The sequence below is a fragment of the Pantoea sp. X-Soil-YNGN-775 genome (assembly GCF_059730575.1).
This window is the reverse complement of the sequence record NZ_AP035945.1, coordinates 394879-406552: the sequence shown is the minus strand read 5'-3', so window position 1 is coordinate 406552 and position 11674 is coordinate 394879. Positions and strand designations below refer to the sequence as shown.

Annotated in this window: 14 protein-coding genes; 5 read left to right on the top strand and 9 right to left on the bottom strand. The window is 55.4% G+C overall.

What is annotated here, in order from left to right; translation table 11 throughout:
* The first annotated feature begins 68 nt into the window (after nt 1-68).
* Nucleotides 69-1826, top strand: a complete 1758-nt coding sequence (locus AC6I8I_RS01820) for a sulfite reductase subunit alpha (protein WP_312055307.1) — start codon at nt 69-71, stop codon at nt 1824-1826.
* Between the two features lie 109 nt (nt 1827-1935).
* Here AC6I8I_RS01820 and sspB read toward each other — a convergent pair whose 3' ends face one another.
* The 5 genes from sspB to zapE all read right to left on the bottom strand — a co-directional run bounded on the left by sspB (nt 1936) and on the right by zapE (nt 5588).
* Complete coding sequence (gene sspB, locus AC6I8I_RS01815) at nt 1936-2421, bottom strand: ClpXP protease specificity-enhancing factor (protein ID WP_031375457.1); 486 nt, start codon at nt 2419-2421, stop codon at nt 1936-1938.
* A gap of 3 nt (nt 2422-2424) precedes the next feature.
* Entirely contained in the window at nt 2425-3066 is a 642-nt protein-coding gene (sspA, locus tag AC6I8I_RS01810) for a stringent starvation protein SspA (RefSeq protein WP_031375458.1), read from the bottom strand.
* Nucleotides 3067-3396: 330 nt separating this feature from the next.
* Entirely contained in the window at nt 3397-3789 is a 393-nt protein-coding gene (gene rpsI / locus AC6I8I_RS01805) for a 30S ribosomal protein S9 (RefSeq protein WP_031375459.1), read from the bottom strand.
* Nucleotides 3790-3804: 15 nt separating this feature from the next.
* A complete protein-coding gene (gene rplM / locus AC6I8I_RS01800) occupies nt 3805-4233 on the bottom strand; it encodes a 50S ribosomal protein L13 (protein ID WP_008925400.1) in 429 nt (142 codons plus the stop codon).
* 227 nt (nt 4234-4460) lie between these two features.
* Entirely contained in the window at nt 4461-5588 is a 1128-nt protein-coding gene (gene zapE, locus AC6I8I_RS01795; RefSeq protein ID WP_312055308.1) for a cell division protein ZapE, read from the bottom strand.
* Between the two features lie 179 nt (nt 5589-5767).
* Between zapE and zapG the strand changes: the two genes are divergently transcribed.
* The 3 genes from zapG to degS all read left to right on the top strand — a co-directional run bounded on the left by zapG (nt 5768) and on the right by degS (nt 8804).
* Nucleotides 5768-6169: a Z-ring associated protein ZapG gene (zapG, locus tag AC6I8I_RS01790; RefSeq protein WP_031375461.1), complete on the top strand. Its 402-nt coding sequence runs from the start codon at nt 5768-5770 to the stop codon at nt 6167-6169.
* Nucleotides 6170-6279: 110 nt separating this feature from the next.
* A complete protein-coding gene (gene degQ / locus AC6I8I_RS01785) occupies nt 6280-7653 on the top strand; it encodes a serine endoprotease DegQ (RefSeq protein WP_312055309.1) in 1374 nt (457 codons plus the stop codon).
* Nucleotides 7654-7742: 89 nt separating this feature from the next.
* A complete protein-coding gene (gene degS, locus AC6I8I_RS01780; RefSeq protein ID WP_312057679.1) occupies nt 7743-8804 on the top strand; it encodes an outer membrane-stress sensor serine endopeptidase DegS in 1062 nt (353 codons plus the stop codon).
* 160 nt (nt 8805-8964) lie between these two features.
* Here the strand turns inward: degS and epmA are convergent, their stop codons facing one another.
* On the bottom strand, nt 8965-9942 hold the full coding sequence (gene epmA / locus AC6I8I_RS01775; protein ID WP_031375464.1) for an elongation factor P--(R)-beta-lysine ligase: 978 nt from the start codon (nt 9940-9942) through the stop codon (nt 8965-8967).
* Nucleotides 9943-10077: 135 nt separating this feature from the next.
* Between epmA and AC6I8I_RS01770 the strand changes: the two genes are divergently transcribed.
* Complete coding sequence (locus AC6I8I_RS01770; RefSeq protein ID WP_312057682.1) at nt 10078-10602, top strand: lipocalin family protein; 525 nt, start codon at nt 10078-10080, stop codon at nt 10600-10602.
* Between the two features lie 54 nt (nt 10603-10656).
* Here AC6I8I_RS01770 and AC6I8I_RS01765 read toward each other — a convergent pair whose 3' ends face one another.
* From AC6I8I_RS01765 to efp, 3 genes are all read right to left on the bottom strand, one after another.
* The gene (locus AC6I8I_RS01765) at nt 10657-10791 is read right to left on the bottom strand and encodes an entericidin A/B family lipoprotein (protein ID WP_031375466.1); all 135 of its coding nucleotides are present in this window, start codon (nt 10789-10791) and stop codon (nt 10657-10659) included.
* Between the two features lie 103 nt (nt 10792-10894).
* A complete protein-coding gene (locus AC6I8I_RS01760) occupies nt 10895-11026 on the bottom strand; it encodes an entericidin A/B family lipoprotein (RefSeq protein ID WP_031375467.1) in 132 nt (43 codons plus the stop codon).
* Nucleotides 11027-11075: 49 nt separating this feature from the next.
* The gene (efp, locus tag AC6I8I_RS01755; RefSeq protein WP_031375468.1) at nt 11076-11642 is read right to left on the bottom strand and encodes an elongation factor P; all 567 of its coding nucleotides are present in this window, start codon (nt 11640-11642) and stop codon (nt 11076-11078) included.
* Between the last annotated feature and the right edge of the window lie 32 nt (nt 11643-11674).

Genomic DNA, 11674 nt, shown 5'->3' with positions numbered 1-11674 from the left:
GTGGAGCGGCTCTCTGCGATAGCGGCGTCGCTTATGAAGGGTGAGAACGGGATTGAGTAAAAGTACCCATGAAAATTCCTTATATTCCAGAAGATGCACCCTTTAATGGCGATCAGAAATACTGGCTGGCAGGCTTCCTCGCCGGTCTTCACTCCCGTTTACTGGTGTTAGAAGACAAGCAGCAGCCTGCGGCAGGTACCGGTGCCGCCGCCACCACCCAACTGCATATTCTCTACGGTTCGCAAACCGGCAACGCGGAAGCGCTGGCGCAAACCGCCGCCAAATCAGCACGAGCTAAAGGCCTGGTGCCGGTAGTTCAGGCGCTGGGCGATGTGGATCTCGACGTGTTCGCCACCATGCGTCACGTACTGATCGTTACGTCGACCTATGGCGAAGGCGAAATGCCGGACAATGCCCAGTTGTTCTGGGATGCCATCTCCGCCAGCACCGCCCCGCGTCTGGAGCAGATGCACTTTGCGGTGCTGGCGATTGGTGATACCGGCTACGATGGCTTCTGCCAGGCGGGTAAATTCATTGATATGCGGCTGGAGCAGCTGGGCGCGAAACGCGTGGTCGATCGTATTGATTGCGACATCGACTACGAAGAGCCGTCCAGCGAATGGCTGAACAGTTCGATGCCGCAGTTTGCCGCCAGCGCAGGCAGCAGCGGCACGGTGCTGGAGAGCGCACCAGAAGCGCCGGTGATCCCGGGCAGCAACAAGTCAAATCCTTACGCTGCGGCGCTGATCACCAACAAGCGTCTGTCAGGCGAGCAGTCGGCGAAGGATATTCGTCACTTCGAGTTTGATCTGACCGACAGCGGCCTGAAATATGAAGCGGGCGATGCGCTGGGCGTTATCCCGGTCAACGAACCGTCGCTGGTCAGCCTGCTGCTGACGCAGCTGAATGCCGATTACCAGACGCCGGTGCCCGGTTTTGACCGCAGCCTCGGCGATCTGCTGACCTATCAGTTTGAAATCTCAGAACCGTCGCGCAAGCTGATCGAGTGGGTTGGGCAGAACACCACCAACCAGGAACTGCGTCACGTGTTGCAGCACGACGATAAAGATGCGCTCGGCGTGTGGCTGTGGGGCAAAGATACGCTCGACCTGCTGCAGCTTGAGCTGACCCGCTCGCTACCGGTGCCGGAATTTGTCGCGCTGCTGCGTCCGTTGCAGCATCGTGCCTACTCCATCTCGTCAAGCTCGAAGGCGCATCCTAACCAGGTACACCTGACCGTCGCCTCCGTTCGCTATCACAGTGGCGGCCGTAACCGTGGCGGCGTCTGTTCAACCTATCTGGCCGAACGCGTACGCCGCGGTGAAAAGCCGGCTATCTTCATCTCGCCAAACAAAGCGTTTCGCGTGCCGGCTAATAACAGCGCCCCGCTGATCATGGTGGGACCGGGCACCGGTATCGCCCCGTTCCGCGCCTTTTTGCAGGAACGTCAGGCAACCGGCGCCCAGGGCAAAAACTGGCTGTTCTTTGGCGATCAGCATCAGGAACATGATTTCATCTATCGCGACGAGCTGACCGGCTGGCACGACAGCGGCTTGCTGACCCGGCTGGATCTGGCGTTCTCACGCGATCAGGAGAAGAAGATCTACGTACAGACCCGCATGCTGGAGCAGGGCGCAGAGCTTTACGCCTGGCTGCAGGAAGGGGCTTATTTCTACGTCTGTGGTGATGCGTCACGCATGGCGAAAGATGTCGACAGCGCGCTGTATGAAGTGGTGCGTCAGTTCGGCGGGCTGTCCAGTGAACGTGCGGCGGATTACATCGATCAGCTGAAGAAAGAGAAGCGTTACCTGCGCGACGTCTATTAATTCGCGCGCGTCTACGTAATAAAAAATCCGGCTTGCGCAGGCAGCCGGATTTTTTATTGCCCTTAACAACCGGCAAAAAAATACCCGTCCTGAGGACGGGTATCGGATGTTATTTTACCACGCGCAATGAAGGGCGTCCGCCACGCGGTGGTGGATCGTCATCAGGCGGTGTCTCGTCATCGCTGGCATCGTCAGGACGATCGCCATCAATCACGGACATCATGGTCTCTTCCTGACCGTCTGACGTCTCCTGAGAGGCCAGTTCGTAAGCCGGTTCAGGTTCGAACATCGTTCCAGCGCCGTTTTCACGCGCATAGATTGCCAGAATCGCCGCCATCGGCACGTTAACCTGACGCGGAACGCCGCCGAAACGGGCGTTGAACGACACCTGATCGTTAGCCAGATCGAGATTGCCCACGGCGCGCGGCGCAATGTTCAACACGATCTGACCATCGCGCGCATACTCGAGCGGCACCTGCACACCGGGCAGGTTAATGTCGACCACCAGGTGCGGCGTTAACTGGTTGTCGAGCAACCAGTCATAGAAGGCGCGCAGCAGATAGGGGCGACGTGCGGTAAGTTGCGACATTTCCATAAATCAGCCCCGGGCTTGCAGGCGCATTTCACGTTCAGCTTCAGTTAATGAAGCGAGGAAAGAGTCACGCTCGAAGACACGATTCATGTAGCCTTTCAGCTCTTTTGAACCGGAGCCGATCAAATCGATGCCCATTGACGGCAGACGCCATAACAGCGGAGCCAGATAGCAATCGACCAGGCTGAACTCTTCGCTCATGAAGAACGGTGTGCGACCAAACAGCGGCGCAATCGCCAGCAGCTCTTCACGCAGTTGTTTGCGTGCGGCTTCGGCTTCCTGACCGCTGCTGTTCTCAACGGTTCTCATCAGGCTGTACCAGTCCTGCTCGATGCGGTGCATCATCAAACGGCTTTCACCACGGGCAACCGGATAAACCGGCATCAGCGGTGGATGCGGGAAACGCTCATCTAAATATTCCATGATGATGCGTGATTCATACAGCGTCAGCTCACGATCTACCAGCGTCGGCACCGTGCGATACGGGTTGAGGTCAATCAGATCCTGCGGCAGGTTATCCATTTCGACCTGCTCGATCTCTACGCTGACACCCTTCTCCGCCAGGACAATACGTACCTGATGGCTGAAAATGTCAGTAGGACCAGAAAACAGCGTCATTACCGAACGTTTGTTGGCAGCGACAGCCATGAAAACCTCCAAGTTTGTTCACAAAAAGTTACTGCGAATAGCCAACCATCCGGCGACTCACTTGCTCATAGAACTCGCACGCAACCCACGTTAGCTGCGTCGTATACTGATATCCCGACGGCGGGGAGACGCATAACGCACCGGCCTGCGGGCGCAAAGTGACACAGAGTTTACCAGATTTTAGGCAGCTTGTGGGCGTGGAATGAATCTTTGCGGGGAAATTGGGAGCGCCGTTAACGTTTTCCCGCCAGCACCGGCGGTGCGGCACAAAGCAAAAAACCCGCCGAAGCGGGTTTTTTGTGCCAATTGTCTCTGCCGAAGCAGCAACAATTAACGCTTGGAGAACTGAGGACGACGACGTGCTTTACGCAGGCCGACTTTCTTACGTTCAACCTGACGCGCATCACGGGTAACGAAGCCAGCTTTACGCAGCTCCGCACGCAGAGATTCGTCATATTCCATCAGAGCGCGGGTGATACCGTGACGGATCGCACCAGCCTGACCAGAAATACCACCACCTTTAACAGTGACGTACAGATCGAATTTACCAACCAGGTCCAGCAGCTCAAGCGGCTGACGAACTACCATGCGGGCAGTTTCGCGACCGAAGTACTGTTCCAGAGAACGTTGGTTGATAACGATGTTACCGCTACCCGGCTTAATAAATACGCGAGCGGTAGAGCTTTTGCGGCGACCAGTGCCGTAGTTTTGAGTTTCAGCCATTGCCTTTAATCCCGATTAAATGTCAAGAACTTGCGGTTGCTGTGCCGCATGGGTGTGCTCGTTGCCTGCGTAAACTTTCAGTTTACGGTACATAGCACGACCCAGCGGGCCCTTCGGCAGCATGCCTTTAACCGCGATCTCAATCACACGCTCAGGACGGCGAGCAATCATCTCTTCAAAGGTCGCCTGTTTGATACCACCGATGTGACCAGTGTGGTGATAGTAAATCTTGTCAGTACGCTTGTTGCCGGTTACAGCAACTTTTTCTGCGTTCAGAACGATGATGTAATCACCCGTATCAACGTGCGGAGTGTATTCCGCTTTATGCTTACCACGCAGACGGCGCGCCAGTTCAGTCGCCAGGCGACCCAAAGTTTTGCCCGTTGCGTCAACTACAAACCAGTCACGTTGGACGGTTTCTGGTTTAGCTGTAAAAGTTTTCATCGAAAAGCTTACCCAAATTAAGTTACACGTTGGTGAAATCCCAAACGCTTAAGTAAACGATTGAGGCTCACACGACCATTTTGACCAGCAAGCCACCCCTTCGGATAGAGTTACTGGAACACAGAGGATTTGGGAAAAAAATCCTTTGCTGTAACGTGGGGTCGCAAGATTATAGAGAAGTCAGTTACAAAAATCGAACCCTATTTCACTATTTATCTGCTTTATTCTCACGGCAGGTGCGGCAGGCGCAGATACTCCTCGCTCTGCATCTCCTGCAGGCGCGACAAGCAGCGCTGGTATTCAAATTTCAGCCGCGTGCCCTGATAAATCTCGGTCAGCGAGGTTTCCGCTGCTACCACCAGTTTCACATGACGTTCGTAGAATTCATCGACCAGCGCCAGAAAACGACGCGCCTGATCTTCGGTCTTGTAAATCATCACCGGCACATCGTGCAGCAGGACGCTGTGGAAGCGACGCGAGAGCGCAATATAGTCATGCTGGCTGCGTCCTTCGCCGCACAGCGTGGTGAAGTTGATCGCCAGCACCCCGTCGCTGACGCCGAGCGTCGGCATCTGGCGATGATTAATCTCCAGTACCGGTGCCTGTTCCGGTTTACCGCCTGCCAGCGCCTGAAACATCCGCCCCATTTCAGCGTGGGTCTTGTCATTCAGCGGGTAGTTCCACAGATGAGCCGAGGTCAGCGTCCGCAACCGGTAATCGATGCCGGCATCAACGTTCATCACATCACAGTGGGTTTTGATCTGCTCAATCGCCGGCAGGAAGCGCGCACGCTGTAACCCGTTGCGATAGAGATCGTCTGGCGGAATGTTGGAGGTGGCAACCAGCGCGATACCGCGTTCAAACAGCGCTTCCATCAGGGTGCCAAGCAGCATCGCATCGGTGATGTCAGACACGAAAAACTCGTCGAAACAGAGGATATCGGTTTCGGCTTTAAAGCGGTCGGCGATGATCAGTAGCGGATCGCTCTGTCCCTGCAGTTGCGTTAGCTCTTCGTGTACCCGCAGCATAAAGCGATGAAAGTGCAGCCGCAGTTTGCGATTGCCAGGAATAGACTGAAAAAACAGATCCATTACCCAGGTTTTCCCGCGACCCACACCGCCCCACATATATAAACCGCGTAGCGGTGGCAGGGGGTCGTTTTTCTCTTTGCCGATCAGTTTCGACAGGCGACCCAGCAGGCCAGATGTCGCAGGCGCAGCAGTTTGCTGACGTGCGGCCAGTGCGTGCTGCAGCGCGTCTAAACGGGTAATGGCTTCACGTTGTACGTCATCGGGCTTGAATTCGCCCTGCGACAGCGCCTGCTCATAGCGGGCAAGCGGAGATGAGGTTTGCATTGTTCTCTCAGAGTCCCTGAATTTTGTCTGATTCATACAGCAGTTGTCGAAAAAAAGGCCGTTCTACACTAAGCCATGCCGCTCCAGAGTTCCACATCCATAAGATTAACGGGTATAGTGGCTACTAGTTGGAATGGTGCAATGCCCTACGGAACAACGGAAATAACACGGGAGTCATTATGACCTGGGAATACGGGCTAATTGGTTTAGTGGTAGGCATTATTGTCGGCGCAGTAGCCATGCGTTTTGGCAACAGGAAATTGCGTGAGCAGCGCAGCATGCAGTACGAACTGGAAAAATCGAAAGCGGAACTGGCGGATTACCGTCAGGAACTGACTAACCACTTCGCGCAAAGCGCGGAACTGCTGGACAACATGGCGCGCGACTATCGTCAGCTCTACCAGCATATGGCGAAAGGGTCGAATGATCTGCTGCCTGACCTGCCAGGCGAGAAAAATCCATTTGCTTATCAGCTGACTGAGGCTGAAGCCGATAACGACCAGGTCCCGGTACAGATGCCGCGCGACTACTCTGAAGGGGCATCTGGTTTACTGCGCGGCGAGCGCCCTGCCCGCGACTAATCTTTTTGGGGCGCAGCCGGTCTGCGCCCACGGTTTTTGCGAACCCTGACCTCAAACGACTGTCACACTGAGTAATTCCCCCCACTTTTTGCAGCGAGAGCGTTGTAGCAATGAAAAAACAAGCACGACTGTTTAGCGCATTAGCCTTGAGTATTGGGATGAGCCTTGCCGCCGCGCCAGACGCGATGGCGACGCTGCCAGCACAAATTGCCGGCCAGCCGCTGCCAAGCCTGGCACCCATGCTGGAGAAAGTGCTGCCCGCCGTGGTCAGCGTTCACGTTGAAGGTACCGAATCGGCCGATCAGGCGCAGGATATTCCTGAGCCACTGAAACGCTTCTTTGGCCAGATGCCCGGCGGCAATAATCAGCCACAGCCGTTTGAAGGACTGGGGTCGGGCGTCATCATCGATGCGGCCAAAGGATACGTGCTGACCAATAACCACGTGGTCAACGGCGCGGATAAGATCAACGTGCAGTTGGGCGACGGCAGTGAATATGAAGCCAAACTGATCGGTCATGATGAGCAGACTGACATTGCGCTGATTCAGATCCAGGGCGCAAAAAACCTGACGCAGGTTAAAGTGGCCGACTCCGATCAGCTGAAAGTGGGTGATTTTGCGGTAGCAATCGGCAACCCGTTTGGGCTGGGTCAGACTGCAACCTCCGGTATCATCTCGGCATTGGGCCGTAGCGGCCTGAATCTGGAAGGGCTGGAAAACTTCATTCAGACCGATGCTGCGATTAACCGTGGCAACTCAGGCGGCGCGCTGGTTAATCTCAACGGCGAACTGATTGGGATCAATACCGCGATTCTGGCCTCTAGCGGCGGTAATATCGGCATCGGCTTCGCCATTCCCAGCGACATGGCGATCAACCTCGCACAGCAGCTGATCAAATATGGTGAAGTGAAGCGCGGCCAGCTCGGCATTAAAGGAACCGAAATGACCGCCGACATGGCCAAGGCGTTTAACGTCGATGCGCAGCGCGGTGCGTTTGTCTCTGAAGTGTTGCCGCAGTCAGCAGCCCAGAAAGCGGGCGTGAAATCCGGCGATATCATTACTTCAGTGAATGACAAACCGATCACCAGCTTTGCCGAACTACGGGTGAAAATCGGCACCACCGCGCCAGGCGAGCAGGTTAAACTCGGTTTGCTGCGTGAAGGTAAGCCAGTCACGGTCACCGTTACGCTGGAGCAAAGCGCACAAACCACCGCCAGTGCCCAGTTGATGTCGCCTGCGCTGCAGGGTGCCACCCTGAGTGATGGCCAGACCAAAACCGGTGACAAAGGGGTTAAGGTCGATACCATTGAGAAAGGCACGCCGGCTGAACAGGTTGGTCTGCAAAAAGATGATGTGATTGTTGGCGTTAACCGCAATCGCGTTCAGTCGATCGCTGAAATGCGTAAAGTGCTGGAAGGGAAACCGCCGGTACTGGCGCTGAATGTGGTCCGCGGTGATGAAAGTATCTATCTGTTGTTGAGATAAACCTCGCATTATGGCGGACACAAGCACGTGTGTGTCCGCCGCTCTCATGCTATTCTGCCCAGCGATCTCCCCTGGCGTGATTTAACACCATGTTTCTTAAACTTTTGCGTGCCGTGGTGCTGGGCCTGATTGTGGCGGGTATTTTGCTCGCAGCACTGCCTGCACTGCGTATGGGCAGCGACGCCCTCTATAACCACGATGACAGTAACGACGAAACACCCTTTAGCTTTAATCAGGGGGTGCGCCGCGCCGTGCCTGCGGTCGTCAACGTCTATAACCGTAGCGCGCACGGTAATAACAATCGTGGCATCACCACCCTGGGTTCCGGGGTGATCATGAACGCAAAAGGCTACATCCTGACCAATAAGCACGTCATCAACAATGCTGACCAGATTATTGTGGCGCTGCAGGATGGCCGTTTCTTCGAAGCAACGCTGGTCGGTTCAGACGCAATGACCGATTTGGCGGTGCTGAAAATCACCGCCTCCAGCCTGCCGGTTATCCCGATCAATTCTAAACGTCTGGCTCATATCGGCGATGTGGTGATGGCGATCGGCAATCCCTACAATCTCGGCCAGACGGTTACCCAGGGCATTATCAGCGCCACCGGACGGGTTGGCTTAAGTTCGTCGGGCCGGCAGAACTTCCTGCAAACCGATGCCTCGATCAACCAGGGTAACTCTGGCGGCGCGCTGATCAACTCGCTGGGCGAATTGATGGGCATCAACACCCTGACCTTCGACAAAAGCAATGACGGCGAAACGCCGGAAGGCATTGGATTCGCTATTCCAACCGCGCTGGCCTCAAAAATTATGGATAAGCTGATTCGTGATGGCCGGGTAATTCGCGGCTACATCGGCATTACCGGCCGCGAACTGCCGCCGCTGCACGGTCAGGGCAGCAATCTGGATCGGGTTCAGGGCATTATCGTTAGCGTGGTGACCCCGGACGGTCCGGCCGATAAAGCCGGTATTCAGGCCAATGATGTGTTGCTGAGCGTCAACGGCAAGCCTGCGGTTTCCGCCCAGGAGACGATGGACCAGGTGGCTGAGATTCGCCCGGGGTCAGTGATTGATGTGCAGGTACTGCGAAATGATCAGAAGCTGACGCTGCCGGTAACGATTCAGGAATTCCCGGACAGTAGCCAGTAGCACAGCACATAACAGTCAGCGCCCGGTCAGGGGTGGTCCAGCCAATCGCAAAGAAGGCCGGCATCCCTGCCGGTCGGCCTCGCCATCCTGGCTCGGACGCTTTGCTCTTCGACCGGGCCACCCCTTCCCTGTCAAGTCAGCTGCCGTTGTTCCTGAATGGTTAACAGCGATCGACCGGGAAGGCGATCACTTCACTCAGTGACTCCGCTTTCAGCGCCAGCATAATCAACCGATCAACGCCCAGCGCCACCCCGGAACAGGCTGGCATACCGTGCGCCAGTGCATCCAGCAGGTTGGTATCAATCGGATGCTGTGGCAGGCCGCGCGCCGCGCGCCGACGGTTATCCTGCTCGAAGCGCTGACGCTGTTCGCGGCTGTCAGTCAGCTCACGGAAACCGTTCGCCAGTTCGATGCCCTTGTAGTAGACCTCGAAACGTTCTGCCACGCGGTGATCCTCGGTGCTGATCTCCGCCAGCGCCGCCTGGCTGGCCGGGAAGTGGTAAACGAAGCAAGGCTTATCCTGACCAATCTTCGGTTCCACGCCCAGCATAAACAGCAGCATCAGCAGGGTATCGCGATCCTCTTCCGCCCGCGCCAGTTCGCCTTCACCCAGCTTTTCCGCCGCTTCACGCAGCTGGGCCTTGTCTGCCGACAGCGGATCAATCTCCAGATGACGGATAAACGCCTGCTGATAAGAGAGCGATTCCGCGCTGTCGCACTCCAGCACCTGCTGCATCAGATCGTCGACTTCGTTCATCAGACGATACATGTCGTAGTGCGGCCGGTACCACTCCAGCATGGTGAATTCCGGGTTATGGTGACGGCCCGCTTCTTCATTACGGAAGCTGCGTGCCATCTGGTAAATCGGCCCGCTGCCCGCGGCCAGCAGGCGTTTCATGTGGTATTCCGGGCTGGTCATCAGCCAGAGATCGCGCCCTTGCGCGGCACCGGGTCCGACAAACCGTGTCTGGAACGGTACCAGATGAATGTCGGTAATGGTTGCCTGACTCATCGCTGGCGTATCGACTTCCAGTACGCCACGATCGGCAAAGAAACGACGCACTTCGGCTAAAATCGCCGCGCGTTTTAACAAATTGGCGATGGATGCGCTTGGTTGCCAGCTTGCCGTTTCGCTCATGGTGATGACTCCTGATACAAATAAGGGATGGAAGTCTACCTGCAATGCCTGCGGCAAACAATCTCGCGCCCGCGCTGCCAAAAACAGCGTTTCGGCTTCTATACTTAAGCAGTTAAATCACAAAGGAATCCCACTATGTCTCCATGGAAAACCGTTGTTGCCAGCCTGAGCGCCTTTCTCTCTGTCGCCTGTAGCACCACGCCGCCAAAGAACGTCACGGTGATCGAAAACTTTGACAGCCAGCGCTATCTCGGCCAGTGGTACGAAATTGCCCGTCTGAATCACCCTTTCGAACGCGGTCTTGAACAGGTGACGGCGAACTACAGCCCGCGTGAAGATGGCGGCCTGAAAGTGATCAATCGCGGTTACAACGTGAAGAAACAGCGCTGGCAGGAGAGCGTCGGCAAGGCCTACTTTACCGGCGACCCGCAACGAGCGGCGTTGAAAGTCTCCTTTTTCGGCCCCTTCTACGGCGGCTATAACGTGATTGCTCTTGATTCGGACTACCGCTATGCGCTGGTCTGTGGACCGAATCGTCACTATCTGTGGATTCTGTCGCGCACGCCGCAGCTGGAGCCAGGCGTAAAAGAAAAGCTGGTCAATCAGGCGCGTCGGGATGGCTTCCCGGTTGACGAGTTAATCTGGGTAAAACAGAAATAGTGCGGAAGCGAACAGCCGGTACGAAAAAGGTTTCGTACCGGTTGGAATAACGGGTTACTTCGTGCTGTTTTGAATCGCCTGACCACCCGCTTCTACGTCTTCGCCCACGCCACGTGTGGTATTACAAGCCGTCAGCAGTGAAGAGAGCACCAGTACAGAGAAGAAAGTGACAATACTTTTCTTTAACATAACAATGTCCTTTTTGATGGATGTAAAAGTACAGCGTTTTAAGCATAGCCGGATTTCCGCCGACTGCCGCTGACGATTCCACAAAATAGACGAAGGTTAACAGTCAGTTTGCCGCACGTGAAATGGCACCACCTAAGTGGGAGACATCTTCGCCAAAACCGTGGAAAGTGTTGCAGGCGCTCAGCGCAGAGGAGACCAGCAACGCGAATGCGATTAATTTTGCCAGTTTTTTCATTTTTTCACTCACACAAGAAAAAGGCGCATCTGAGATGCGCCTGCGGCACTTATTTTACGCGTGACACGTATTCGCCAGAGCGGGTGTCAACTTTGACCACTTCGCCCTCTTGCACGAACAATGGCACTTTCACCACTGCGCCGGTAGACAGCTTGGCTGGCTTACCGCCGGTACCCGCGGTGTCACCTTTCAGACCAGGATCGGTTTCAACGATTTCGGCTTCGATAAAGTTCGGCGGCTGAACGGCGATTGGACGGCCATTCCACAGCGTAACGATACATTCAGCGTTATCCTGCAGCCATTTTGCGGCATCGCTGACGGTTTTCTCTTCAACCTGGAACTGCTCGAAGCTTTCCGGGTGCATGAAGTGATAGAACTCACCGTCGTTGTACAGGTAGTTCAGGTTGGTATCCATCACGTCTGCGCCTTCGGCGGAGTCGGTGGATTTAAAAGTTTTCTCAACGCGAGAACCCGTCAGCAGGCGACGCATTTTAACGCGCGCGAATGCCTGACCTTTACCCGGTTTAACGAACTCACTGGATTCGATGGCATACGGCTCGCCTTCGAACATGATTTTAAGACCGGGACGGAAATCGTTGCTAGAATAAGTCGCCATGAAGGCCCTCTACGAAAATTGATACTGGTACT

Coding starts and splice junctions, on each gene's coding strand:
- AC6I8I_RS01820 (WP_312055307.1), top strand. CDS start 69: ATGAAAATTCCTTATATTCCAGAAGATGCACCCTTTAATGGCGATCAG.
- sspB (WP_031375457.1), bottom strand. CDS start 2,421: ATGGAAATGTCGCAACTTACCGCACGTCGCCCCTATCTGCTGCGCGCC.
- sspA (WP_031375458.1), bottom strand. CDS start 3,066: ATGGCTGTCGCTGCCAACAAACGTTCGGTAATGACGCTGTTTTCTGGT.
- rpsI (WP_031375459.1), bottom strand. CDS start 3,789: ATGGCTGAAACTCAAAACTACGGCACTGGTCGCCGCAAAAGCTCTACC.
- rplM (WP_008925400.1), bottom strand. CDS start 4,233: ATGAAAACTTTTACAGCTAAACCAGAAACCGTCCAACGTGACTGGTTT.
- zapE (WP_312055308.1), bottom strand. CDS start 5,588: ATGCAAACCTCATCTCCGCTTGCCCGCTATGAGCAGGCGCTGTCGCAG.
- zapG (WP_031375461.1), top strand. CDS start 5,768: ATGACCTGGGAATACGGGCTAATTGGTTTAGTGGTAGGCATTATTGTC.
- degQ (WP_312055309.1), top strand. CDS start 6,280: ATGAAAAAACAAGCACGACTGTTTAGCGCATTAGCCTTGAGTATTGGG.
- degS (WP_312057679.1), top strand. CDS start 7,743: ATGTTTCTTAAACTTTTGCGTGCCGTGGTGCTGGGCCTGATTGTGGCG.
- epmA (WP_031375464.1), bottom strand. CDS start 9,942: ATGAGCGAAACGGCAAGCTGGCAACCAAGCGCATCCATCGCCAATTTG.
- AC6I8I_RS01770 (WP_312057682.1), top strand. CDS start 10,078: ATGTCTCCATGGAAAACCGTTGTTGCCAGCCTGAGCGCCTTTCTCTCT.
- AC6I8I_RS01765 (WP_031375466.1), bottom strand. CDS start 10,791: ATGTTAAAGAAAAGTATTGTCACTTTCTTCTCTGTACTGGTGCTCTCT.
- AC6I8I_RS01760 (WP_031375467.1), bottom strand. CDS start 11,026: ATGAAAAAACTGGCAAAATTAATCGCATTCGCGTTGCTGGTCTCCTCT.
- efp (WP_031375468.1), bottom strand. CDS start 11,642: ATGGCGACTTATTCTAGCAACGATTTCCGTCCCGGTCTTAAAATCATG.